General features: G+C 56.7%; 18 protein-coding genes and 2 pseudogenes. 9 read left to right on the top strand and 11 right to left on the bottom strand.

What is annotated here, in order from left to right; genetic code table 11:
- Positions 1–2: 2 nt before the first annotated feature.
- Positions 3–494 (top strand): annotated as a pseudogene (locus tag MK6180000_RS15790) (transposase); the annotation flags it as partial.
- 264 nt (positions 495–758) lie between these two features.
- Here MK6180000_RS15790 and MK6180000_RS15785 read toward each other — a convergent pair.
- Both MK6180000_RS15785 and MK6180000_RS15780 read right to left on the bottom strand, forming a co-directional pair.
- A pseudogene (locus tag MK6180000_RS15785) lies at positions 759–1,568 on the bottom strand (IS3 family transposase); the annotation flags it as partial.
- Positions 1,569–1,738: 170 nt separating this feature from the next.
- Positions 1,739–3,256 (bottom strand): oligosaccharide flippase family protein, encoded by a 1,518-nt coding sequence (locus MK6180000_RS15780; RefSeq protein WP_138935595.1) that lies wholly within the window; start codon positions 3,254–3,256, stop codon positions 1,739–1,741.
- A 315-nt stretch (positions 3,257–3,571) separates the two neighbouring features.
- Between MK6180000_RS15780 and MK6180000_RS15775 the strand changes: the two genes are divergently transcribed.
- Both MK6180000_RS15775 and MK6180000_RS15770 read left to right on the top strand, forming a co-directional pair.
- Positions 3,572–4,834, top strand: a complete 1,263-nt coding sequence (locus MK6180000_RS15775; RefSeq protein WP_138935594.1) for a nucleotide sugar dehydrogenase — start codon at positions 3,572–3,574, stop codon at positions 4,832–4,834.
- Positions 4,821–6,086: a glycosyltransferase family 4 protein gene (locus tag MK6180000_RS15770; RefSeq protein WP_246040551.1), complete on the top strand. Its 1,266-nt coding sequence runs from the start codon at positions 4,821–4,823 to the stop codon at positions 6,084–6,086. The genes MK6180000_RS15775 and MK6180000_RS15770 overlap by 14 nt, the downstream gene beginning before the upstream one ends.
- Positions 6,087–6,092: 6 nt before the next feature.
- On the opposite strand, the gene xrtD is transcribed toward MK6180000_RS15770, so the two are convergent.
- The 5 genes from xrtD to MK6180000_RS15745 form a co-directional block, all read right to left on the bottom strand.
- Entirely contained in the window at positions 6,093–7,694 is a 1,602-nt protein-coding gene (xrtD, locus tag MK6180000_RS15765) for a VPLPA-CTERM-specific exosortase XrtD (RefSeq protein ID WP_246040550.1), read from the bottom strand.
- A gap of 144 nt (positions 7,695–7,838) precedes the next feature.
- Entirely contained in the window at positions 7,839–9,344 is a 1,506-nt protein-coding gene (locus tag MK6180000_RS15760) for a hypothetical protein (RefSeq protein ID WP_138935593.1), read from the bottom strand.
- An 11-nt stretch (positions 9,345–9,355) separates the two neighbouring features.
- Positions 9,356–9,979 (bottom strand): polysaccharide biosynthesis/export family protein, encoded by a 624-nt coding sequence (locus tag MK6180000_RS15755; RefSeq protein WP_138935592.1) that lies wholly within the window; start codon positions 9,977–9,979, stop codon positions 9,356–9,358.
- A 161-nt stretch (positions 9,980–10,140) separates the two neighbouring features.
- Positions 10,141–12,606 carry a tetratricopeptide repeat protein gene (locus tag MK6180000_RS15750; RefSeq protein WP_138935591.1) on the bottom strand — a complete coding sequence of 822 codons (2,466 nt, stop codon included), beginning with the start codon at positions 12,604–12,606 and terminating at the stop codon, positions 10,141–10,143.
- 65 nt (positions 12,607–12,671) lie between these two features.
- Complete coding sequence (locus tag MK6180000_RS15745; RefSeq protein ID WP_138935590.1) at positions 12,672–13,361, bottom strand: sugar transferase; 690 nt, start codon at positions 13,359–13,361, stop codon at positions 12,672–12,674.
- A 737-nt stretch (positions 13,362–14,098) separates the two neighbouring features.
- On the opposite strand from MK6180000_RS15745, the gene MK6180000_RS15740 reads away from it, so the two are divergent.
- From MK6180000_RS15740 to MK6180000_RS15725, 4 genes are read left to right on the top strand one after another with little or no spacing between them, the layout of a single operon-like run.
- Positions 14,099–14,821 carry an ExeA family protein gene (locus MK6180000_RS15740; RefSeq protein WP_246040549.1) on the top strand — a complete coding sequence of 241 codons (723 nt, stop codon included), beginning with the start codon at positions 14,099–14,101 and terminating at the stop codon, positions 14,819–14,821.
- A gap of 1 nt (position 14,822) precedes the next feature.
- On the top strand, positions 14,823–16,364 hold the full coding sequence (locus MK6180000_RS15735) for a GumC family protein (RefSeq protein ID WP_138935588.1): 1,542 nt from the start codon (positions 14,823–14,825) through the stop codon (positions 16,362–16,364).
- Between the two features lie 40 nt (positions 16,365–16,404).
- The gene (locus MK6180000_RS15730; RefSeq protein WP_138935587.1) at positions 16,405–17,235 is read left to right on the top strand and encodes a CpsD/CapB family tyrosine-protein kinase; all 831 of its coding nucleotides are present in this window, start codon (positions 16,405–16,407) and stop codon (positions 17,233–17,235) included.
- On the top strand, positions 17,216–18,100 hold the full coding sequence (locus MK6180000_RS15725; RefSeq protein ID WP_138935586.1) for a glycosyltransferase family 2 protein: 885 nt from the start codon (positions 17,216–17,218) through the stop codon (positions 18,098–18,100). Before MK6180000_RS15730 ends, MK6180000_RS15725 begins: the two co-directional genes overlap by 20 nt.
- A 74-nt stretch (positions 18,101–18,174) precedes the next feature.
- Here MK6180000_RS15725 and MK6180000_RS20750 read toward each other — a convergent pair whose 3' ends face one another.
- Positions 18,175–18,714: a VPLPA-CTERM sorting domain-containing protein gene (locus MK6180000_RS20750; protein WP_246040548.1), complete on the bottom strand. Its 540-nt coding sequence runs from the start codon at positions 18,712–18,714 to the stop codon at positions 18,175–18,177.
- Between the two features lie 287 nt (positions 18,715–19,001).
- Here MK6180000_RS20750 and MK6180000_RS15715 point away from each other — a divergent pair, with 287 nt between their 5' ends.
- A complete protein-coding gene (locus MK6180000_RS15715; RefSeq protein ID WP_171054657.1) occupies positions 19,002–20,441 on the top strand; it encodes an oligosaccharide flippase family protein in 1,440 nt (479 codons plus the stop codon).
- A gap of 15 nt (positions 20,442–20,456) precedes the next feature.
- A complete protein-coding gene (locus MK6180000_RS15710) occupies positions 20,457–21,683 on the top strand; it encodes a hypothetical protein (RefSeq protein WP_138935584.1) in 1,227 nt (408 codons plus the stop codon).
- Positions 21,684–21,719: 36 nt separating this feature from the next.
- On the opposite strand, the gene MK6180000_RS15705 is transcribed toward MK6180000_RS15710, so the two are convergent.
- The 3 genes from MK6180000_RS15705 to trpS form a co-directional block, all read right to left on the bottom strand.
- Positions 21,720–22,760 carry an NAD-dependent epimerase/dehydratase family protein gene (locus MK6180000_RS15705; protein ID WP_138935583.1) on the bottom strand — a complete coding sequence of 347 codons (1,041 nt, stop codon included), beginning with the start codon at positions 22,758–22,760 and terminating at the stop codon, positions 21,720–21,722.
- A gap of 221 nt (positions 22,761–22,981) precedes the next feature.
- Positions 22,982–24,409, bottom strand: a complete 1,428-nt coding sequence (locus tag MK6180000_RS15700) for an efflux transporter outer membrane subunit (protein ID WP_138935582.1) — start codon at positions 24,407–24,409, stop codon at positions 22,982–22,984.
- A 163-nt stretch (positions 24,410–24,572) separates the two neighbouring features.
- Positions 24,573–25,592, bottom strand: coding sequence for a tryptophan--tRNA ligase (trpS, locus tag MK6180000_RS15695; protein ID WP_138935581.1), 1,020 nt, complete (start codon positions 25,590–25,592; stop codon positions 24,573–24,575).
- Positions 25,593–25,674: the final 82 nt, after the last annotated feature.

Below are 25,674 nucleotides of genomic sequence, written 5' to 3'. Positions count from 1 at the left end.
AGTTCCGCTTGGTTCTTGGGGAAGGCCGCAGTCTCATTGCGCAACGCAATCAAATCGAAGATCGCGCCGTCGCGCTTCTCAAAGATCTGCCTGACTATCAGTTGCTGACATCAATATCTGGGATCGGCCCGATCAACGCCCTGACCATCCTGGCAGAAGCTGGCGACTTGCGCCGCTTTGGACACCACCGGCAGTTCTTGAAGTTCTGCGGAATGGACCTTGCTACAATCCAGTCCGGCACCTTCCGTGGCCAAACCAAGTTGTCAAAATACGGGAATGCCCGCCTGCGCCGCACCCTCTGGATGGCTTGACAGGTTGCCATTTTACAGAGGACTAACAGCTTCCGGGACAAGTTCGAACGCTACATCGCCAAAGATCGCCACAACACCCATTTGCGCCGCAAGGCGTATTCCGCAATCGCCGCCAAAATGGCCCGAACCGTTCACGGGATCATCAAGCACGGAGAACCCTATCGCCCCTTCTTTGAGGGGTGATTGATCACAGAAGGACCTTTCTCTGTAAGGGCCGTGGAGGCAGACATCTGACCTCGTAGATAATGTTTAGGCCTTCTGTGTTAGCGACCCGATGATCTCGTCTTAAGGACGGTGAGAGCCGCAAAAGCGTACTCTGTGTTTGTTATGGGAGAGACTGTCGTTGACCAAATCGCCAAACTGAGGCATTTTCTGAACGTGTCGAGGCACCTCGATACGACAATGACCTGATGCCAAATCAGCCAGTTATTCCGCGCATAGGACGTTGTCGACCCGAATGGTTTTCGGGTAGCCGATCTGACGGCACACTCGGTCCAGTGTGGAAACGACGTTCTCACCCTTTTAGCTAAACCTGGCATCCAGAACAGGGACGTAGCGTGAGAAGATGTCGACCACTGTCAGAATGCGGATCTTTCGCCCCGTCGCCAGCTGGTCATGCACGAAGTCCATCGCCCAGACATCATTGGGATAAACCGCGTCCTTACGATCCTCGCGCAGCTTGGCTTTCACGCGCCGCTTGGGCGTCTTGTTGCGCAGCTGCATATCCAACTCCTTGTAAATCCTATAGGTCTTCTTGGCGTTGATGTCCCAGCCCTCACGCCGCAGCAGGACATGCACACGGCGATATCCAAATCGTACCCGCGTCTGACAAATCTCTTTGATCCACTGTTCTATCGCGGCCTGATCGGGTCAGCGGAACCTGTACCGATAGGTCCGAGGGTCGAACCGGATCAGCGCGCAAGCCCGCCGGATCGACACCCGCCAATCGGTTCTGATCTCGTCAACCAGCGTTCGTTTCCCGAGCAGGCCTTAGAGCTTTCGCTTCAACACGTCCTGAAGCATTTCCTTGTCCAAGGCCAAATCAGCCACGATCTTCTTTCGCCGAGAATTCTCGTCCTCCAGCTCGCGCAGCCGCTTCATGTCCGTTGGCAGCAGGCCTGCGTAATTCTTCTTCCAATTGAAGTATGTCGCCGAGCTGACCCCCGCCTTGCGGCAGATCTCAGCAGCCGTCGTGCCCTGTTCGCCCTGCTTGATGATGAACGCCTTCTGCACGTCCGTGAACTTCGATGCCTTCATGCCCTTCCGCTCCTCTCCCAGCCAAGGAAAATCTAACGGAAAACTCTAACCAAAAACGAGGGCGTTTTCGGGGATCACAGCAACTGGAGTAATTCCGATCAGAGGATAGTGCATGACTGGTCTTTCCTCCATCGAGACAGTAGTTTCCAGACCGCTTCAGGGACTCAGCTTCATGGCCGCTTGCGCGCCCACCGACCACGCAAGCGGGACGTCAGCGAAAGGAGCAGCGTTTCCAATCCCTCGGGTCGCCCGGTCCAGCGCCACAGGGCAATATGCGTGGTCGTGTAGACGACGGCCCCCACCCCTACCTTCGCCGAGACGATGACAAGGAGGCGTGGCACATCTTCCCCCGACCGCATTATTTGATCTGCAGCGATCACGGCCGCCACCATCAGCGCGCAGGCGGCAAAGCTACGCCAGGCGACCGTGAGAGGCTCGAATAAGCCGCCATTCCCGAATGCTTTGGCAAGGATCAGCGTGATGACCAGCGCGGCGAAGCTCGATAGTGCAACGGCGGCTAGGGCACCATTAAAGCCGAACTGGGTTCCAACCCACATGAACAGGCAGACCAGCACTAAAAGCAGCGCATTGCGCATGAAAAGAGACTGGGTCGAGCCTTCGATATAGCTGGCCGCACGCACATTCGCCTGCAGGGTTTCCAAGGCCTTAAATGGAGCTAATACCCAGATCACCTGTGCTGCCGCGATCCATTTGAAGCCCAAGCCGAAAAGGATGGCGTCCTCAGCAATCAGGGCACTTCCGATACTGAGGGGCAATACGATGGTCAGCAAAAGTGCGTTGAGAGTGATGAAAGCCTCTTTCTTGCGATCACTGGAGCGCGCCAGATCCGCGAGGCCAGGATAGATCACCCGCTGCAGAGGCGCGAAGAGCTGCGTCGTCATAGTGTCGATAATACGGCTGCCGACACGAAAAATGCCAGCATCAGCCAGCCCCAGCGCGGCGCCGATCAATATCTGCGGGACGCTGTTGGCGAAAAACTGCGAGAGCTGAGCGCCGATCGCCCAAGACGAGAAGGCAAGGCTGTCGCGCCACCGTGAAAGAGACAGCTTGGGCGTCATCGGCGCGGTTATGAATGTCCAGAGGTTTCGCATCGCAATCCCCGCGAAGGTGGCAACGACGATCGCCCAGAAATCCCGCCACAGCCAAGCCAGATATATGGCTACCGCCGCATACACCATACGGTTTAGTGTCTCTTCCGCCGCTGCGAGCGAAAACCTCAGGCCTCGCTCATAGAGAAGAAATCGCGGGTTTCGCAGGGCGATCAGTAGCGAGATAGCCGATACGGCCGGAAGGATTTCGACAAGTTCGGGGATGCCGAAGAGCGCCATCACCGGCGCTGACGCCCAGATAAGACCAGCGGCGAGCACCCCGAAAAGGACCTGCAACGTGAAGACTGTCTGAATATGCTCGTTTGAGACTGCATCGAGACGGATCAAAACCATCGAAATCTGTCGCTGGATCATTTCCAACAGGGCCACAAAAATCAGGAAGTACGCAATGATGCCGAAATCCTCGGGCCGCAGCATTCGCGCGGTGACGGCCAAAGTGACGACGCCAAGCCCCTGGCGAAAAACGCCGGAGGCAAGAAGTGTCACCGCCCCTAGGGCGAGCGACGAGCTTCGACTGAATTTGCTTGGTGTGGGATCGAGCTTTGGGGTGCGCTTCACGTACGGTCTTTCCGAATAGAGGAAAAGGTTTCAATCAGCACAGTTTGCTTCCCATCTTGTACACTCCAAACTATTACCCTGAGAATCGACACGCTAGCAATAGGCATGGCCCGCTGCTAATCTTAACGAGTAATTTATCTGTTTAGCTTTCAAAGCACACCAACTACTTTCAGTGCCGGAATGTTCCGCACACTTTGACGGTTAAGCTAGAAATGGTCTAAGGAACTGGTTTCTATATGCGTAAGGATGACGAGTACCGCGTAGGTTGCATTAATTTCGGTGGAAATACGCCGATCCACAATGTGACGTGACGAAATGAAAATAGTTATATACGGGCTTGGGTACGTGGGTTTTACGGCGGCATGTTGCCTTGCTCGCGAAGGCCATGAGGTTATTGGCATTGACGTCAATGCCGACAAGGTGAATGAAATTAATTCGGGCCACTCCCCGATCAAAGAGCCGCAGGTCGACGCGCTTTTGACGACCGCGCTTGAAAAGGGTTTGATCCGGGCGCAAACCGAAATTTCAGACTTGGTGGATGTCGATCTTGCGATCGTTTGCGTCGGCACGCCCAGCTCGATCGACGGCTCTCACGACATGGGCTATATCGCCAAAGTCACCGAGCAAATTGCAGATTGCCTCGGGACTGGCCGGACAGAGCCGCTGACTGTCACGTATCGTTCGACCTTTCGGCCCGGCACGGTCAGGCAGCTTGTCGAGCCGATTTTCCAGTCTCGTCTGGGCGCGCAGACCGATGCGGCGGTCGAGATCGTCTATGACCCCGAATTTCTGCGCGAGGGAAGCGCGGTTAACGACTTCTTTGCACCGCCAAAGATCGTGATCGGCACCCGCGATGGCAAGCGATCAAAGGTGATGGACAAGCTGAATGAGGGCCTAGACGCGCCAGTGTTTAATACCGGCTACGAGGAGGCCGAGATCACCAAGTTTGTCGACAACAGCTGGCACGCCGCCAAAATAGTCTTTGCCAACGAGATGGGCAGGGTGTGTCACCGGATGGGCATTTCGGCCAAGAAGGTGCACGAGATTTTTGTATCCGACACCAAGCTCAACATTTCAGCTTATTATACCCGCCCCGGCGGCGCCTTTGGCGGGTCGTGTCTGCCCAAGGACGTGCGTGCACTCCAGCATATGGCAAGTGAGATCGGCGCATATACACATCTGATCGACAGCCTTGTGCAGAGCAATGAGGCCCACAAGACCTATCAAGCGCAGGACATCATTGCGAAACTGCCAAAGGGCGGCAGAGTTCTGATGGTCGGACTGGCCTTCAAGGCTCAAACCGACGATTTGCGCGAAAGTCCGAATGTAGACATCGCCCGGCGGCTGTTGCAGGGCGGCTACCAGCTGTCAGTCTATGATCCCGCGATCAAGCCGGAGGACCTGCGCGGTCAGAACCTTGGTTACATCTTTGCCTTCCTGCCAAACGTCGGGGAACTGCTGGTGGATAAAGCCACCGCTGAAGCGGGGCCGTGGGATCTGGTGGTCGCATCAAACTCGATTATTAAAGGGCTGGATTTGGGCGAAGCCGAAGTTTTGCGTACGTATGAATATGATTGAACGGGGCGCAGACGCCGGGCCCGCACAGGCGGTCACACTGGATGAATTGCGCCAGACGCAGCCTTTGGCAGGGCTGAAGACGCTGATCGTGGTTGAAAACCTGCCAGTCCCCTTTGACCGGCGCGTCTGGATGGAGGCACGCACCCTCGCGGCGGCAGGGGCGGTAGTTTCAATCATCTGTCCCACCGGCAAGGGGCATGAGGAACGCCTCTGGGAGGAGGACGGCATTCGCGTCTATCGCCATCCGCTGCCGCTGGATGCCAGCGGGGCGATGGGGTACTTGCTGGAATATGGTGCCGCGCTTTTTTGGGAGAGTTGGCTGGCGCTGCGGATCAAGATGACGCGCGGCTTTCACGTCATCCACGGCTGCAACCCGCCCGACCTGATCTTTCTCGTGGCGCTGCCCTTCAAGCTGTTGGGTGTGCGGTATCTGTTCGACCATCACGATATCAACCCTGAGCTATATGAGGCCAAATTCGGCAAGCGCGGATTTTTCTGGAAGCTGATGCGCACGTTCGAACGCCTGACTTTCGCATCGGCGCGGGTGTCCATCGCGACCAACGAAAGCTATCGCAAGATCGCCATCGAGCGCGGCGGCATGGCGCCCGAGAACGTGTTTATCGTACGCTCGGGGCCTGATCTGTCGCGGCTGAAACGCATGCCAGAAAATCCGGCGTGGCGGCGCGGGCGGCGCTACATGGTGGGATATGTCGGCGTCATGGGGGATCAGGAGGGGATTGATCTGTTGCTGGACTCGGTCGCGCATTTGGTCGGGACCATGGGGCGCGACGATATCCAGTTCTGCCTCGTGGGCGGCGGACCAAGCCTCAAAAAATTGCAAGAGCAGTCCGAAGAAATGGGGCTGGCCGAGTTCGTCACCTTTGCCGGGCGCGCGCCAGATGATGAGCTCTTTGAGATTTTGTCGACAGCAGATGTTTGCGTGAACCCGGACCGGGTGAACGAGATGAATGACAAATCCACCATGAACAAAATCTTGGAATACATGGCGTTTGAAAAGCCTATCGTGCAGTTCGACGTGACCGAAGGGCGATATTCGGCGCAGGATGCATCGCTTTACGCCCGCCCTAACGATCCGGTGGATATGGCCGAGAAAATAGCCGAGTTGCTGGCGGACGACGCCCGCCGCGCCCAGATGGGGCGCTATGGACTTGAGCGGGTCGAGGCTGAGATGGCGTGGCCCTATCAGGTGCCAGCGCTGATCGCAGCCTACCAAAAGGCCTGGAAGGGTTGAAAAGCTCTACTCCGGGACGAAACGGGGTAGACGATCCAGTGCATCATCCATGAAGCCTTGGAGCCTTGCGTCGGCATCCGCGTCGGTTTCACCCGGTAAAATCGGAGTAACGAAACGCACAAGCGCGCCGTCGGTGCGTCCCATGGTGAAGCCGTCGACGACGACGCTCAGCTTCGCGCGAAAGTCATTGACCATGCGTTTGCCGCGTTGCTCAAACCAGTAGTAGACCAGCTGCTTGGACAGCTCTTTCTGGATGATCGCCCGGTTCACTGTGAACCTGCCGTAGGGCGTGTCGCCGGGGGTAAGGGTATATGGCTCTAGGCGGAAAATCTCCCAGCCTCCGACGGGCAGGCACACTTCGGGCGAATGGATGCCGTCACCGTCGGTTTGCTTGTCATAGAAAGCGACAAAGATGTTCACGACATCGCCAGACCCGGTGTTGATGAAACTGGCGTTGAGGTAGTCGCTCGCGCCCAGCGTGCGCTCCACTTGCGGGTCTAGCCGGGCGGTCGATCCCGACCATTCGCCGATTTGGCGCGGGAAAATCGCGAAGGGATCGCGTTCAACGCGCTCGACCTCAGGACTTGCTTTCAGCACCCAGACTGCCGAGACCGCGACGGTCAGCAGCGCTGCGGCAGCGAGCGCCCGCGCAGGCAGAATTCCAAAGACACGCCCACCAATATGGCCAAAGCCCTGAAAATCGAGGTCGATTACTTCTGCCAGGCTCTTTGGCTCGCGCGTCAGTCGCTGTAATCCGATGGCCACTCCAAACAGGATGGCCACGCACAGCACGAAAATCACCCAGCCCTCAAAGAAATGCATGAAGCCTTCGGCCTGTTCGATACCGTACCGGTCAACCAACACGCCGATCACGCCGATCCGGAAGGAATTCATCAGGACCGTTATCGGCGCTGCCGACAACAACAGGACCGCCTTGTGCCACATCGGCCCGCGATAAAGGATCGCAAACAAGTAGGAAAAGCTGAGGATCGGGAACAGGTACTGGAGCCCTGAGCAGGCCTCGGCCACCTGAAGCTTGTATACGCCGAGATCAATAATGTTGCCTTCAATGAACACGGCAACGCCGGCCAATTGGACGAACCAGACGCCGATTTCCGACGATACCCACTGCAGCAGGATCGTCAGCTTCCAATAGACAAATTGCGGCAGGGGCAGCATGAACACCAGATGCAGCACTGGCAGCTGATGCTGGCGGCCACGTTCCCAGCCAAAGACAGTCAATACGACGCCGCCGACCCAGATAATCATCGCATAGGTAACAATATCAGGAATGCGGGCAAGGTTGCCCAGCAAGGCAACCACCAGTGACAGTGCGATCACGGCCACGCCGGGCCAGCGGTCAGTTATATCCGGCCGAGGCAAGGGTGCGTGTCGCAACTCGCGCAGAAAAAGATAGAGTGACACCACCAGTATGATCGGCCCGTGACTGTATTCCGGCGTGCTCCACGCCTCGCCCAGCGAAACGAGCCCGATCCAGAAGATCGGCACTGATCCAGCCAGCAAAAGCAAAAACAGCGCCAATCCGGAAACATTTAACCCAGGCAGGGCGTGCCGCATGGGCGCGGAAACTGTGCTGTTACTCTGCATTGTCGAGCTCTTTGGTCGGGATGAGAAGCCTGCACCGTGATATGAAAAGCGCTGCGGGGTCAAGCCGGATACGGCCTATCCCCGAGCCACCTTATGTAGTGCGGCGCGCTATCCGGTCTAGGTGTTGCCTTAAACGCTGCTAAATCAGGGCTTTAGGAGAAACTGCCGACCCAAGGTCACATAAACGGCATTACTATCAGCGGTGCCCGGTCCGTTGTCGTCGTTATAGCTGTACTGATATCCGACCGTCATGCTCCAGTTCTCTGTCAGCACACGGTTATAGGCAGCGTTGAAGTTGGACCGCTGGCGGCGGTTGGTGGAGCCGGAGCCTTCGTTTTGCTGATCGACGTACGCGACGCCAAGCGTGACGCTTGAAAGCGGATTTATGAGATAGTCATAATCGAGACTGGCCAGCGTCTGCTTTGTTTCCACACTCTGAGTGCTGGTGCCTACCTGGCGCCGGAGCGATGCGGTGACCTGCGAACTAGGTAGCGTGTGAACATACGTGATATCCCCGATCGCCGTCGTGTTCCCAGAGGCGCCATAGGATGCGCCGATATTGAAATCGAGCGTACCAGTCGGAAGCAGAAGTGCCCGCCCAACAGTGGCATTTGTGCGGTCGCCATTGGTGCCAAAGGTCCGGTCGATCAGTGCGGTGGCTGTGCCATTCGGCATATCACGCGTCACGGCAAAGGAGGCGACGAAGTCTTCGTCGGTCGTGTTTGAAGGTACGGCACTGAGTGTTTCGTCGACCTGTGTCACGCCGACACTTGCATCGACCTTGGTCACTGCCGAGGCATCATACGTCACGCCAGTGGTTAGTGTTGTGGTCTGACGATCTGTCCCGGGCACATCCTCGGCCGTGTAGTCGGTATATCTGACGCGAACGTTCCCCTGCAGGACCGGAGACAGGCGCAAGAGGGCGGTCAGTGTGTAATCGTTGATCAGATTGTCAAAGAGACCAGGATCGTTGGTGTTCTGATAGTCTCGTTCGCGGCGGTTATAGTTAAAGATGAACCCCAGTGGATCATTGATGCCAGTTTGCCATGTCAGACCGGCGCGAGACGAGGCACGGGTGCCGCGGTCGATGACAATGTCGGCGTTATCAATGATGCCGTCCTGATTAATGTCAGTGAGGGTCTGGTTAAAGGTCAGGTCGGTTTCACGATATTCCGCCAGCGCAGCAATCGAACTGTTGCCGGTGTTGCGCGTATAGCTCAGGCGCGCCGCTGGATCGTTGAATTCAGCATTGCCGCCGATTGTCGGTTGATCCGAGAGCCGGTGCAGCCCTGACAGATTAAAGGTCAGCGTGGAAATCGGCGTCTGGTTTATAACGCCAAGCGCAAGCGTGTTTTCCCAGCGCGATGTCGAACCAAGCGAGGGATCGTCCAAGCCGAGGTTTTCATCGTATCGGAGCGTCGACAGATAATCGAGCGTGATAGACACGCCGGACCCTGTGCCCGCTGCACCGGTCGTGGGCTGGGGGGCCAGGACGGGTGATACTGACCTGCCTGTCAGGCCGGATTGGCCAGATGGCTGCCCGGCGATCGGCTGCAACATTGCCTGCTGCCCAATCGCCGGGGCCAGTGCAACGCTACAGACCGTTCCGCCGATCAGCAGGAAGGACAGCCTGTTCAAGAATATGGCCACCCCAGCGTCCCCTATTCAAACAATCGGCGTGCCGGTACGACGATGACGTCACCAGCTCCGAGGACGGTATTACCCCGGATGCTCACGCCCGTGCCATCGTAGTTGTAGAGGTACTTGCGGACATTGCCCGTTGCGCGGTCTTCGCGGCGCAATTCGATGCGCTTGCGAGCGGCGAACCTGGTCAGGCCCCCAGCTTCGGCGAGAATCTGGAGCAACGTAGTCCCTTCGGCAGCGGCGATCTTGCCCTGCGCGACCACCTCACCCATCACGTAGACATCCACCGTTGGCCCGACGACCGGAACGGGGACGGTGGCAACGGGCGGCGGCGCAAGCGCCTGAAGCGATACGAAGACGGTTGGCTGTGTGTTGAAGTTAGATGCCAGTCCCGACGCCAACGAAGAGCTGAGCGAATCAATTGATCGACCGGACGCCTTGATCGAGCCTACAAGCGGAAAGCTGATCGACCCGTCGGGCAGAACCAGAACTGTGCGGTTAAGATTGGGATCCTCAAGCACCTCAACCTGAAGCGCATCGCCCGGTTGGATCTTGTAGGAACTCTGCGCCAAGGCCCCGGATGCCGTGCCAAAGGCCATCGCAATCGCGAGGAGAACGAGTGATTTAAACATCATGCGCATCTGTCTCTCTTCCTTTTTTCTGATAATCTGGCATTTCGCGTGTTGCGAAACAATCCTCTGCTATCGCGCATTCCGCGATATGCGGCAGAATTGCCGCGGTTGCTTGTTTTTGCGCAGGAATACGGCGGTTTTAAGCCGCCGCGTGTCATCTTGTGCGGCACTTATTGAGATACTTCAGGCTCCGCCGACAAACGTTCGATTTCCGACTTCAACTCCGTGGTGAGCTTTGTAGGCGACTCGGCACTCCCTGACACGTCTAGGGCTGTCTGGTAGGCCACTAGCGCGTCGTCAATGCGTTCCAGCGCAACATAGGTTTTTGCTAGATGATAGAAAACCAGTGGTTCTTGGGGCAGGGCGTCGGCTGCGGATTTGAGATAGCGCAGCGCGTCCTCATAATTACCCAACCGATAAGCGACCCAGCCATATGTGTCCTGATAAGCGGCAACGCGCGTATTCTTCAGGCGCCGGGCCAGCGCATAGGCCCGCTCCAGGCTTTCGTCATCGGTGCGGTGTGTCGTCAGCAGGCTAGCGAGGTTGTTCGCAACCACCAAGGCCCTGCTATCGATGGCATAGAGCTTCTCATAGACGTCAATGGCGTTGTCCAGCTGCCCGGTGCGTTCGTATTCGGACGCCTGCATCATTAGCAAATTTAGATCTTTCGGCAGTTTCGCGAGCGCGTCGTCCAGCACAGATTGCGCCGCATCCATGTCTCCCTGCTCAACTTTCAGCTCACGCAGGGCTGCCCACACAGCCACCGCATCGGGATGATCCCCAAGGATCGCCCGATAGAGGGTTTCCGCCTCATCCGGGTTTCCATCTATGTTCATCGTATGCGCTTTTACAAAGCGGAGGGGCAGCGAGTCGGGACTCGCCTCTAGCAATTCGTCCAGACGGTCCAAAGCGCTCTTCACCTCTCCCTGCGCCAGTTCGGAGCGGACGAGGGCAAGCTCGGCGGACACCTCAAATTCGGGATCATCTGCCAGCTGGGTCAGAAATTCGGTCAGATCGCCGGTACGCTCCTGCGCAGAAAGCATCTTGGACTTTAGCTGATTGGCCATGGCCACGGCGTTGCTGTCATCCAGACTGCTGATTGTGCGAATCACGGAATCAAGCCGAGGCCAATCTTGGGTCTGTAGATAAAGTTCGCCAAGCGCTGCCAGCAATTCGCGATTCTGCGGTGACAGACGCAGAGCATCGATCAGAACTCTTTCCGCAACAGTCTGATTGCCCTCTGTGATGAGGTATTGGGCATAGCGCAGCGATTCGGGCGCTGCATTCAGCGAAATTTCGACCGCCAAAGCCAGCATCTCGCCCATCAATGCGCGATCGCCATTGCGCTCATGCGCCTGTGCCATGAGGGTCATCAGTTGCGGATCGCGCGGTGCCTGTCCAAGGGCGTTGCGCAAAAGAACGATCGCGTCGCCAGTCTGATCCTCTTCTATCAGCCAAGCGGCCTTGAATTTGAGCGCATCAACCTGCGTAGGATCCTCGACCAGCATTGCCTCGACAAGGGCGCGCGCCTCGTCCGGTTTGCCCGCCTGAAACAGCAAGCGGGCAAATTCCACCTCGATTTCGCGGGTCGTGATAGAACGTTCGGCATCTTTTAACAGGGCTCTCATCTCGGTGATCGCGGTATCGGTATCTCCGGCGCGGAATTTTAGCACCGCGCGCATCGCCCTCATCCGTTCCGTGCTGGGGCCGCCCTGCGCGATGACCTTATCCAATTCCGAGATCGCGACAGCGGATCCGCGATACTGGTCCAGAAAAACAGTCAGCCGCTGCACGGGCATGAAATCTTCGGAGGCAGTCGCCGCCTCTTTACGTAGAAACCGTTCGGCAGCGTCCAGATCCTCGTGATCAATGTAATGCTGCATGAGCAGCTGTTTCACGCCCTCGTCGCCGGGAAAAAGCTGGGTCATCTGCAAAAGCTGGGCTTCAACATCGCTTGGCCGATTCAGTTCCTGCAGGATGCTCAGACGAACCGCATAGAGACCGCTCGTGTTGGGGTCCAAGGCCAGCGCCGCGTCGATTTCGTCTAGCGCATCGTCCCAATCCCGGCTGCGTACCAGATAATCGATAAGGGTGCGCCGAGCGTTCATGAGGCCGGGGTCGGCCTGTATAAGGTCGCGGGACTTCTGCACCACGAGACGTGACGCAGCGATATTGCCGCTTTTGATAGACTGGGAGTAGGCCAAAGAATTGTTAAGGGCCTGAATTTCCAGATCATCAGGTGCAAGCTCGGCCGCCGCGGCGCCGTGGCGCTCCAACTCTTCCCAATTGCCGGTTTCCAGTGCCATTTCGGCAAGGGCACGGCGGCCTTCCAAATTGTCTGGGTCTTGTTCGATAAGGCGCAGAAATTGGCCAAAGGACGCAGGAATGTTTCCGCGCTCGCGCTCAATCCGGGCGTAAGTGAGGCGCGCTTCCTTGTGATTGCCGTTCAGTTTGAACACGTTACGGAATTCGATCAGAGCGCGGTCAATGTCACCCGCCTCGACAAAAGCCATTCCAGATTGGAAGTGTTCCTCAGCGCGCTCTTCTGCCGAGTCGCAGGCTGTCAGCAGCACCAAAGCCGCAAGTACGGCGGCGAACATGCGCGCGCCGCTCAAGATACCAGTCCGAACCATCATAGCCTTCCCGCGGTACTCATATACAAAATCACATCAAGTGACCTGAATGCGCCAAATACCGCGTGTCAACAACCCGTTCCTCGAATGACAACGAAAACGGTTCGGTAGAGGATCAAAAAGTCGGTCGATAGCGACATCTCTTGCCAGTAAGCGTTGTCATAAAACGCCCGGTCGGAAAATGACGAATTGTTACGCTTGGAGATCTGCCATGTGCCTGAGATGCCCGGTAGCATTTTGTAGTAGCGGTTGCCGGGGTAAAGATCCTTCTGGCAGACCATGATCGGACGCGGGCCAATCAAAGACATCTCGCCGGTCAGAACGTTCCAGAACTGTGGCAGCTCATCCAGAGAGGATTTGCGCAAAAATGTTCCACCTTTGGTTATCCGTGGATCTTGCCGCAGCTTTTGATTTCGCTCCCACTCAGCGCGGGCATCAGGATTTTCCGCCAGATGCCGCTCCAGAACGGCATCGGCATCGCGAACCATTGTGCGCAGCTTGAGCAGATAGAAAACCTTGCCGTTCCGGCCGATCCGCCGCTGACGATAAAAAGGCGCGATACCCCGGCAGACAAGAATGAGTGCAAGAGCCAGCGTGATTGGCACTATGATCGGCGCGGCCAATAAAACAAAACTAATATCAAAAAGACGCTTGCCAAACTTTCTATAAACGCAAGCACGCCCCGGAAGAGTCGGCAAAATTCCTTTTGCAGAGCGGTCAGCGTTAGCGCCGGAGAATTCTTCTGTTTGATTTGGCATAACACTGTCCTAAGTCCCAGCGGCACAAAAAGTTCCTCGTTACTCTTGCACGGCCTTGTTTCCGGCCGATTAGCTCTGCTCGGTAGGCGTAGTTAGTACCAATCAACGGCGAATCGCCGCGCTGAAATTAAGTGTTGGATTAGGCGGAAATTTGACTAACCATTTGAAAGATAGAAGAAATTTAACTTCGGATCGTAAAGGATAACACCAATACTACATCGGTCTCGGCCACGAGTCTGTTAATTTTCCTATAAGTTTGATCTGGTTACGTAGATTCGCTACCTGACACACGCATAAGCTGTATAGCGCCGCTCGCCTTTTAGTTGAGCCAGCGACCTATTGACGACGCATAAGAAACAGTGTGAGAAAACCGTTCAAATTGCCTCATTTGTGGCCTTTAATTCGTCCACTGAGGCGGGTAAAATGCTTGCCAAGCTTGACCTCGTGGTCAAATAGATTGAGGGTGCTCTTTCGGCGCAGCAAGGCGCGCTTCAAGGCAATGAATACAGTGTATTTTTCATCGGTAATTCTGGGTTCATGTTTCGGCAATCCCCGAAGGACCAAAGTTTGGTTTTGTTCGGGTGGGAGGTTTCCACGTCACCATGTCCACCAGTAATGGATTTTATCTAGATTTTTTCCAGTTTGATCGGCGTCCGTTCACACTTCTTCCGGATCCAGGATTCCTGTATTGGTCGCCACTGCACAGGCGTGGCTATTCTGTATTAGAGTACGGAATAATGACATGTGCGCCGATCACCGTGCTGACTGGCGAAATCGGGGCTGGAAAGACAACCCTGATTCAATACCTTCTGAGCGAGTTGGAAGAGTCGATTACAGTCGGTCTGATCTCAAACGCGCAGGGTGGGCGCGGCGAGTTGCTGCAGTGGGTGCTAAACGCACTGAGGGTGCCTTTTGAGGAAGGCACAAGCTACGTGAGAATGTTCCAGGCGCTGGAGGATTTTCTGGTTGGCCAGTATGCCAAGGGACGCAGGGTCGTGCTGATCTTTGACGAGGCGCAAAACCTGACGGTCGAAGGCCTGGAAGAGGTGCGGATGCTAACCAACATCAACTCAAACACTGACGAGTTGATCCAGCTTGTGTTGGTAGGGCAGCCCGAATTGCGCGATCTGATCCTCGACCCCAAAATGACGCAGTTGACCCAACGGGTCGCTGCCAGCTTCCATTTGGAGCGGATGGACGAGACGACCGTCGCAGATTATATCCGCCACCGCCTGAAAACCGCTGGCGGCACTGGCGAAGAATTCACCGATGGGGCCTGCAAACAGATATTTGAGAAGACATCTGGCGTCCCGAGGCTCATAAACCAATTTTGCGATTTTGCGCTGCTTTACGCTTGGACCAACGAAATCCGTACGGTAGACGAGGATATCGTTCGCCAGGTGATTGAGGACGGCGTATTTTTTGGCGGTAACTCTCTGAAAAAGGAGGCGAAAGTCTGAGATGGGGCCAGCGCGCTATTATACCTCTATATTTTTGAGACGACTGCCGTATTTCCTGATCGTTGCGACGATTGTGTCGGCGGTCTCGATCATTCTCGCGCTGACGTTGCCGCCAACCTACGTGGCGCAGATGCGGCTTATCGTCGAGTCGCCGCAGATCCCTACGAATCTGGCATCAAGCACCGTCACAACACCCGCCCAAGAGCAGCTTCAGATCGTTGAGCAGCGATTGCTGACGCGGCCTGTGCTGCTGGATATTGCGAAGAAGTACGAAGTGCGTCGCGATCAGGCCGATGCGAGCCCGGATCAGATTATCGAGGCGCTACGAAACCAAACAGCGATCCGGATCAGTGCGGGGCGCAATGAAGCCAGCCTGATGACAATCACCTTTGAAGCCCCGTCCGGCAAGGCCGCAGCCGGAGTGCTGAACGAATACCTAACCGAGATCCAAAAACTGGATGTGAGCTACCGTAAGGACCGCGCCACTGGAACGCTGGAGTTCTTTCAGCAGGAAGTGGACCGCCTGAGCGAGGAACTGGGCAGGCGCAGCGGCCGCATTTTGCAATTCAAGGAAGAGAATTCCGGCACGCTTCCTGACAGCCTTCAGTTCCGGCAGGCGCAGCAGGGCGCGCTTCAGACCAATCTGGAGCAGCTCGACCAGCAGATTTTCTCTCTCAAAGGCCAGCGCGAAAAGCTGATGGAGATTTACAACTCGACCGGACAGGTCGTTGGCATCGTTCGCCAAAACCTGACCCCAGCCGAGCAGCAACTAGAGCAGTTGCGGGCCCAGCTTAGCAACGATCTAGTGGTCTATTCCGACAGCAATCCGCGGATCATAATACTTCAGGCAAGGGTTAAGAAGCTGGAAGATATCGTGGCGGCCGAACAGAACTCGAACCCGGACCAGCCCGCCGATCAGACTGGCAATTCGACGCTAGATATACAACTCTCCCAGCTCGACAGTCAGATTGAGGCGCTAGAGGATCAAAGGTCCGTCACCGAGCAGCGCCTTGCCAAGCTGACAGCCACGATCGAACAGACGCCGGCGAACGCCATCACCTTGGCGGAGTTGCAACGCAACCATGACAATATTCAACTGCAGTACAACGCTGCGGTTAGCAATCTGGCGCAGGCATCGACCGGCGAGCGGATCGAGACGACAGCGCAAGGCCAGCGTATTTCCGTGATCGAACAGCCAGCCGTCCCCAGCGCCCCAGCCAAGCCGAACCGGCTGATGGTTGCAGGCGGCGGCATGTTCTTTGGCATTGCGCTAGGGCTAGCCTTAGTCGTGCTTCTGGAGCTTCTGAACCGCAGCCCCCGCCGCCCAGAGGACCTGATTAGCAAGCTTGAGATCTGGCCGATTGCCACGATCCCCTATATCCGCTCGCGCGGCGAAAGCATGAGACACCGTGTCGCTTGGGCGTCGGTGATTATAGCGATCGTTATCGGAGTGCCTCTGGGGATCTGGGCTGTGCACACTTATTATGAACCGCTGGACCTGATTGCCGAAAAGGTTATGAACAAGTTGGAGGTACTTTGGTAATGCATGCCATTTGTTTTCTGATCTATAGCGGAGAGGCGTAATGGATCGTCTTCAACAGGCCATTCAAAAGGCCCGGCAGGAACGTGCTGCGCGCAATCCCCGGTCCGAGCCGCTGCAACTGACCGAAGACCAACAGCTGGTCGCAGAAGAGCCGGATGATGGTCTCTGGACAGCGTTGCCAGAGATTAGCATCGATGCGAAAACGGTGAAAAGCAATCGTTTGATGTCCTACGCTGGCGGGCACGACGCCGCGCCCTATGACATGCTGCGTACAAAGGTTCTGCAACAGACCCTCAGCAACGGGTGGCGACGTCTGGCACTGACCTCGCCGTATAGCGGAGCGGGCAAAAGCACGTCGACTGCCAATCTCGCGTTCAGCCTTGGGCGGCAAACCGATTTGCGCATCCTTGTCATCGATTTCGACATGCGCCGTATGGGGCTGGCCGGAGTGCTAGGTCAGACCGGCAAGAACAGCATGGGCGATGTGATAAAGGGCAAAGTACGGTTCGAGGACCATGCTGTCCGCCATGGTGAGAACGTCATCTTTGGTTTGAATTACGTCGCAGCCCGCAACCCGTCGGAAATTCTGCAAAGTCGGCAGATGGTCGAGACGCTGGAGCATATTGAGGCGACATACAAACCCGACCTCATCATGTTCGACACGCCGCCGCTGATGGGCAGCGATGACAGCCACGGGTTTCTAAAGAACGTCGATTGCGCTCTGCTTTTGGTTGCCGCCGAGAAGACTAGCATGGACCATATCGACCTAGCCGAGCGGCAATTGTCTGAACTCACCAACGTAATGGGAGTCGTTTTGAACAAATGCCGCTATATCAGCGGGGCTTACGGAAATGAGTACGGCGTCTACTAAGGCGGGGTCGGCCGATGCCGTTATCATCCCTCATTACAACGATGTCCTGCGACTGGAGCGCTGTCTTGCAGCGCTGATGCAGAACGATACCGAAGGTACCGAGATCGTCGTCGTGGACAACGCCTCGCCAGTATCGCTGGACGGGGTGCGCGCGGCATTCCCGCAGGTGCGCTTTGTCATCGAACGCGATCAGGGGGCTGCACCGTCGCGAAATCGCGGTGTTAGTGAGACCACGGCGCCCAGACTGTTTTTCCTCGACGCGGATTGCGTTCCGGCTCCGAATTGGCTTGCGCTGGGGCGCGCAGTCAGCGCGAACGGCGACCTCATCGGTGGGCGCGTCGATGTGTTTGATGAAACCCCACCACCGCGCAGCGGAGCCGAGGCGTTTGAGGCTGTGTTTGCATTCAATTTCCGCAAATACATCGAAGTGCAGGGATTTTCAGGCACCGGCAATCTGCTAACGCGTCGTGACGTTTTCGACGTGATAGGCGGGTTCGTAAATGGTGTTTCGGAGGACCGCGAATGGACCATGCGCGCCGTTGCCAATGGTTTTAGCCTAATCTACGAGGACCGGCTGCGTGTCAGCCACCCGTCGCGGCAGGACTGGCCAGCGCTGAAGGCAAAATGGCGCCGGACGACGCGCGAAGGCTATCAATTAAACGGCACCAACCCCATGCAGCGTCTGAAGTGGGCCATACGGGGGCTCGCAATGCCCCTCAGCGCCGTTGTGCACATCCCAAAGGTTCTGGCCAGTGACAAGCTGACGTCTACCGGTGAAACCTCTAGGGCGATTGCCACGCTGGTCCGGTTAAGATGTACACGGATGCTCTGGATGCTACGGCAGTCGGTCGGTGGCACGATCTAAAAGACACTAGTTGAAAATGCAAAAGGGGCCGCGAGGCCCCTTAGCGTTGATATATTTACCGGATAGATCTGGTATTAGGCTGCGGCTGCAGTTGCGCCTGTCTTGCGACGACGAACCATGCCCAAACCGCCAAGAGCAGTCAAAAGCAGAAGCCCGCCTGCTGGCAGCGGTACAGCCGAGACGTCAAAATCGAACTCAATCGGGAGACCGTTCTTTGACAGTTTCGAGTCTGTCCAAGTGAACACCAGATTCTGGCTAAGGTTTGCGCCGCTGAACGTGGTGCTGAGCGAAGTGATCCCCGCCATTACCACAGCAGAGTTCAAAACGGAACTTGTTGCGGCATCAAGCCAGCTGATCGTCAGGCCTGAGAACGTACCCAAGACACCGCTTGTCAGCGAAGCATCCGACTTGCCGGTCAAAGGATCAGTCGGTGAGGTGAAGTTCACCGAATATGAACCTGCGCCGCCATTCGAACCAACGGCACCAACGAACAGGTTGTCCGAAGTAATATCATAAGAATTACCTGCGGTCGCCACGGTGACCGCACTGGCCGATCCGCTCATTACAACTACGGCGGCAAGCGCAGCAGCTGTTATCTTCAAAGTCTTCAACATTCCGTTTCCCCTTACTACAAAAAGTACGCTCGTTACATACTATCACGCAGTCACACCTTCCGATATGACCACGAACCCCTTCAGTATTAACAAATATTAAGATTCGTCAATGGTGATTGTCCCCGAATCGGTCATTTTGAGGGCGGTATTAAGGTGCATAGCGCAATAACGTCGGAAATCTGCAAGACTCAGAGAATTTGTCAATCAGTCAATATGTTGGTGGTATCTTTGCACACCGGAATCTGGCTAACAGTATAAGAAAGTCAATCGGCAGAAGGACCTGCACTTTGAAGCGTTATTTCGTCATCGGTGCTGCCTGGTCCAGCGGAGCGGCCTGGGTCGAGCAGGCGCTCAATTTCCTGATTTTCATCCTGATCGCCCGACTTGTCGGCACTGAGAGCTTCGGCCTTGCCACAATGGCAATCGCGTTCACCTTGTTCGGCGAAGTTCTTGTCCGGGAGACACTGACCGAAGGGATCATTGAGCGGCTGGACCTTAAGGACGGGTGTCTGGAGGCCACATTTGTAGCGCTGGTTGGGTTCGGACTGGCTGTGTTCGGCGCCCTCCTTATATTTTCGCAGATCGCCGGGGTGATCTATGGCGAGCCGGAGGTCGTTGGGCTGATGATCGTGGCCAGCCCAACCGTTTTGCTGATCTCGGTCGCGGGTGTGTCCACGGCCCTTTTGCGGCGGGAAATGGCGTTTCGCGTTTTGGCGATACGATCGACAGCCGGTGTGATCGCCGGAGGTTTTGTCGGATTGTTAATGGCGGTGCAGGGCTACGGCGCTTGGAGCCTTGTGGGCCAGCGTCTGACAATGACCCTGATAAACAGCGTGTTTGCGATAACTGCAGCAGGGTGGCTGCCCAAGCGATTGCCGAAAATGTCGGAGTTCCACCTGATTGGCGGGCTGGGGCCGCGCGTGGTGATACTGCGCGCAGCCACGCTTCTTATGTTCCAGACGCCTACCGTGGCGCTTGGGGTGATTGTCGGCCCGAATGCGGTGGCCCTCTATGCGCTGAGCTGGCGCCTTGTCGAGGTTTTGCTAACCTTGATCGTCGCCCCGATCAAATCTGTCGCCCAGTCTACAATCGCCTCAATGCGCCGACTCAACACGGCCACGGACGAGTTCTTTCTCGACCTGACGCAGATCGTGGCGCTGGCAGGCTTTGCCGGATTTGCGGGGCTTGCACTGATTGCGCATCCGTCGATTGAGATCATTTTTGGCGATGCGTGGCGCGGTGCGGCCACGATCATGCCGTGGATCTGTCTAGCCGGAGCGATCCAGGCATTGAGTGATCTTCAGGAATCCTACCTGATGGCAATGGACCGGACACGCAGATACCTGAATGTGGTGATGATCGAAGCCGTCTTCTCTGTCGGATTGATCTCTGTAGCCAGTCTGTATGGCGCTGCACCTGCTGCAGCCGCTTTTGCCCTGAGGGCGGCACTCTTTTTTCCCGTCCGGACGTGGCTTGCCCTCGCGCCAGAGAAGATTGCGTTTGCCGATTACGCAAGCGCGGCCAGAGCGCCGTTGCTGATCGCGCTGGGAATGTCTGCTACCGTTGTCCTGTGGCGCATGGTCGCGCTGGGCCGGATGCCGGACGTTCCCTATGTCGCATCGGCCATAACCATCGGCGCGGTATCGTGCATCGCAATACTCGTTTTCTTGTCCCCTGCAGTCCTATTGCGCTTAAAGTCCTTTATCGATGCCGTGCGCCAAACATGAAGAAGGGGGAGTCGCATGAAGAGGAACGCGCCGCGATACCTGCTGATCTGCAATACCTCGGACGGGCTTGTCGCGCAGCTGAACGGCGTCGTCATTCAGCTTCAGCTTGCGCGCCGCATGAGGCTAGAGCCGATCATATACCTGCATGAGCGCAGCAACTATTTTGGTGGACCGAACCCCTATTTCGACGCCAGTCGCGGACCGAACGCGTGGGATTACTATTATGAGCCGGTTGGACCTGCGCAGGAACTGTCCACGCTGGTAGCGCAGGGGCAGGTGGTGACTCTGACCACTGCATCCGAGTTATCGCGCCTCTATATGTGGGAGCGCGATAGCTGGTTTATGAACCCGTTCGGATATTACCGCAGCGTCCGTAATACCGCCGATGGCGATTACCCGCATGAGTGGTGGCAGATGCAGCGAAACCATGCTCGGCAGTTCTTGGCGGACGGAACCGTGAGGTTCCAAAAGCCCATTCTCGATCAAGTGGATAAATTCGCGAGCGAAAATTTTACAGGAATAACTTTGGGCTTGCAGCTGAGAGGGTCAGACAAGTTTGATTTTGGCACTGGACCAAACCTGTCGCGCAAAGTTTTGCCCGAGGAATACTTTCCACAAATAGATCAGTATTTAGCGCACAATCCGGGTTGCACCGGCATCTTTGTCGCCACCGACCAGCGCCAGTGGCTCAAGGTTTTGGAGGAGGCCTATCCGGGCAAGATCCTGTCCTTTTCGCAATGGTCTTTAAGCGATTCAGATGAAAATAATTTCCATCTTTCCGACAAGAAAGCAGCGCGCGGGGTCGAGGTGCTGGTGGATTTCCTTCTGCTGTCGCGCTGCGCCTATATTATAAAATGCCACGCGGCGGTGGGGGAGATGGCCCTGACCATTAGCCCAGAGGTGGACTATCTGGATCTGAACTATGCGCATCAACCCTTTGAGGCCAACGCGCGGCTAATGCGCCCGTTGCTGGCACCCTCCATCCGTGCGATCTGCACGATCTGGGGTCGGCTCGCCGAAAGCGGAATGGGCGTTACGAAGGTCGTGTCGGTTGACGCTGACCGGATCATCGTGAACCCTTCAGATCCGCGCGAATTGAACACAAAACGTGGTGTCGGCCATCATGCGGTTAGACCGCCCGTAATGTCGCGCAGCTTCGTATCGGACGGCTTCGACTGGCTGCTCAAGGTGCTCGCCAGCCGTTGCTATTCATACACCACGCGGGTGAAGGCACCTGATTGACGCGGCATAACGTGATTGACCGCGCATTTGCGAGACCTATCTGAGGCCCGCCTTCTCAAGGCCGCGTTCTGTCAGCGATGCCTCAAAATCAACGGCAACATCATCGCGATCGTGCGAGTCAAAATACCAGCGGATGGTGCGGTCCAGACCATCTGAGAAACTGACCCTCGGCTCCCATCCCATGAGCTCCTTTCCAAGGGCGTTGTCGGCCACCCGGTTATACGGGCCAGTCGGCTTGCTGGTATCGGGCTGAATTTTGACGTTATGATTGCACCTCTCGAGGATCATCTTTGCGGCCTGCAGGACGGACGTTCGCTCCATCGTACCCAGATTGATTGCAGTGCCATCCTCGATGGTCTCGGCAGCCCGGATTGTGCCTTCGACGATGTCCGACACATAGGTCCAGTTACGGATTTGCTCGCCCGTTCCCCAGACGACAAACGGATCTTGCTGCAGGAACGCGCGCCCGATCATGGCGATAACGGCATGGTTAGCGGGGCAACGCTCTCCGTAGGCGGTAAAATAGCGCACTGACGCGCATTTGAGGCCCATCTCCCGATGATATGCCTTCAATGATAGCTCGGCCATTAGCTTGGCCCAGCCGTACATATCGTCGGCCTCATAGGGCGGCTTTACGAGATCCTCGGTAAGAAAGACCTCTTTTTTGGGATCGTGCTGCATGCTTGTAGGATAGACGCAACCTGAGGACGCGAACGTGAATTGCTCGACCCCTGCGCGCTGCGCCTCGCGGATCATAATCCCGTCAAGCGCTAGATTCGACGAGCAGGCGGCCTGATGAGTGTCGATGTAACCCCTGCCGCCATGCGTGGCAGCTAAATGAAACACGACATTCATGTCAGAGACGGCTCGCGCGGCGGTGCGAGGATCTAGCAGATCGGTCACTTCCAACTCAACACGGCCGCTTTGGAGCGCACCCTCTAGATTTTCGCGAATTCCGCTAGAAAGATCGTCGGCGACCCGCACTGTCGCACCACGATCAACCAAACCTTCCACCAGATGCGAGCCGATAAAAGAGCACCCTCCGGTGACAAGAACATTCTTTGACGTCCAGTCCATCAACACACCTCGCCCAATAAAAGGAAACGAAGTTCAGCACAGAAAGTTCCTTCTGTCGAGTAAGCTATCGAGAGGCCGAATTGGTTCATCGGATCCGCAAATGATCCTGAGGCGTGTTTGCGGGGATGGAAAGCCAGATAAGGGACTGCTCATCTTAGGGCAGGCAGGCGCTCAGTCGGCTTGCGTTGTGAATGCCAGCTTCGCGCGACGCGCAAAGCGTATCAATCAGCGCTGACCTGCGCGACTGCTTCAGGCAATTGGCCATCCCCATTCACATTGCTGCCTGCCCCCACGCTGACGTTGAGCAGGACGAAGTTTAGGGCCAGTTGCCGGATTGTATCGGCCAGCACCACGTCGGCATCGGCAATGTCTTCTTCGGCGCTGATCATATCGCGAATGGTGACGTCGCCGCGGCCCATTTGGTCGCGGGTCAGATCGAGAGCCTCGCGATATAGTTGCGCGGTGCGGCGTGCGCTGCTGACTGACCGGGCGCTGCCGTCATAGGCGGCGCGGGCATTTTCAACCTGCTGCAACGCCTCCAGAACCGTGGCTTTCCAAGTCTCATGGGCCTGCCGCGCCTGCGAATGACGGGCGGCCACGCGGGCTTTGATGGAAGTGTCCAGAAGCGAGGGAAAGACGATTGACGGACCAAAGAAGAATTCGATCCCCTGGCTGCCACCTTCTCGGGCTGGCCCGATTGAGCCGCCCAGGGAGAGCTGCGGATAGAGCGCCGCGCGCGCGACGCCGATCTCGGACACTGCGGCGTAATAGCTGCGCTCTGCGATCCGTATATCCGGGCGATTGCGTAGCAGATCGGCTGGAATGCCGGTGTTGGGGGCCATGTTCGGCTTTGGCTGTTGTATCCGGCTATCCAGATCAATGCCAAGCGTTCCCGGCGCCATCCCTGCCAGCACAGCGATCTCGTTCTTGAGGCTTTGTATCTGGGCCTGAAGCGGCGGAATCTGGGTCTGAGTTTCTGTCACCAGCGCCTCTGTCCGGGTGATTTCCACCTTGGTAGTCGCGCCTTTGTCGAACAGCGTTTGCGTCAGATCAAAAGTTTGGCGCCGTGACGCCAGTTGCTGGCGCCGCAAAATCAGAAGTCGCTGGTTGAAGCGCAGGTCAACGTAGGCGTTGGTCATGTTAAGGACCAGCGTCAGGCGTGCGGCGTCTACCTCGGCGCCGGCCACCTCAACCAGTGCGCTGGCCGCCTGTATCTGTTGGCGGCGCAAGCCGTAGGGATCGAACAGCCAATTGGCACCAAGAGCCGCCTCGGAGCGGGTTTCGCTAGACGAGTCGCTGCCAATCCCGCCCTGCCGCCGGATCGACCCGGATGGCGTCAGTTGGCCCTGTGCCGGAACGCTTTGAATACCTGTATAGGCCTCAACCACTCGTTCGCGTGCGATACGCAGATCGATATTTCCGTGAAGCGAGCGGGCGATCAGCGCATTGAGCGTCTTGTCACTCAGCTTTTCCCACCATGCGTTATTTGTCATCAGCACCGGCGCCCCACCCGGCGCGGACTGATAAGAAGACGAGAAATTGAAAAACGGTCGGATATAGGGCTCTTCCGTAGAGCATCCTGCCAAGCCGACAATAGAGGTCAGGGAAAACCCGACAACAGGCAAAATACGCCTGGAATGTTTCGTCATTTTACTGCCCGCCTGCCTCTTTGGCCGTCTATGCGGCCTTGTTCAATTGCGGTAATTATTGCGCAGAGCCTGCCACAACCCACATTTCAAAACAAGCGCGGGCGCCCAAACCCACATGGCAAGCCCGAAAGCTGGGCAAAAACCACACAGTCGCCCTCTGGCGTTAGCTGCCGACCAATCCGACGATCTCATAGGTCTTGGCAAGGATTGGCGCGGCGATTTCGCGTGCGCGCTCTGATCCACGGCCCAGAATGGCGTCGATTTCGGCCGTGTCTTGCATCAGGCGGCCCATCTCGGCAGAGATGGGTGCCATGCGGTCCACCGCCAGATCGGCCAATATTGGTTTGAACTCTGAAAAGGTGCGCCCGCCCATGTCTCGCATGACATCCTCGGCAGTTATGCCTGCCAGCCCGGCATATATGTTTACCAGATTGCGCGCCTCTGGCCGGCCGTCTAGCCCTTTGAGATCGCTGGGCAAAGGCTCCGGATCGGTCTTGGCCTTGCGGATTTTCTTAGAGATCGTGTCGGCGTCGTCGGTCATGTTGATCCGGCTCATGTCTGATGGATCGGATTTCGACATCTTTTTCGACCCGTCTCGCAGGCTCATCACGCGCGTACCCGCGCCCTCAATGACCGGCTCGGACATTGGGAAAAACTCCACGTCATAGTCGTGGTTGAACTTGGCCGCGATGTCGCGGGTCAGCTCCAGATGCTGCTTTTGATCCTCGCCAACGGGGACATGCGTGGCGTGATAGACCAAAATATCAGCAGCCATCAGCGCCGGATAGCCAAAGAGCCCGAGGGAGGCGTTCTCGGCATTTTTGCCCGCCTTGTCCTTGAACTGCGTCATACGCTTCATCCAGCCCATGCGCGCGACGCAATTGAAAATCCACGCCATTTGGGTGTGCTCAGGCACTTGGGACTGATTGAAAAGGATCGACTTTTCCGGATCAAGGCCGGAGGCGATGAAGCCTGCCGTCAACTCGCGCGTGGCATGGCGCAGCTTTGCCGGGTTCTGCCAAACGGTGATCGCGTGCAGGTCGACCATGCAATACAACGACTGCACGCCGCGTTCCTGCGCATCGGCAAAGCGTTTTAGCGCGCCCAAATAGTTGCCCAGATGCAGGTCGCCAGAGGGCTGGATGCCCGAAAACACCCGCGGGGTGAATTGCGCTTGGCTCATCTTGCGTCTCCGTCTGGATTTCCGTGCCGTCCTCAACTACCCATGCGCCCATGCCCCGTCAAGCGAGGGGTCAACTCAACGC

Origin of the sequence: Roseovarius arcticus, assembly GCF_006125015.1 — a bacterium.
Taxonomy (GTDB): domain Bacteria; phylum Pseudomonadota; class Alphaproteobacteria; order Rhodobacterales; family Rhodobacteraceae; genus Roseovarius; species Roseovarius arcticus.
Note: the sequence above shows the minus strand (reverse complement) of the source record. Positions and strands in the feature narration are given on the sequence as shown.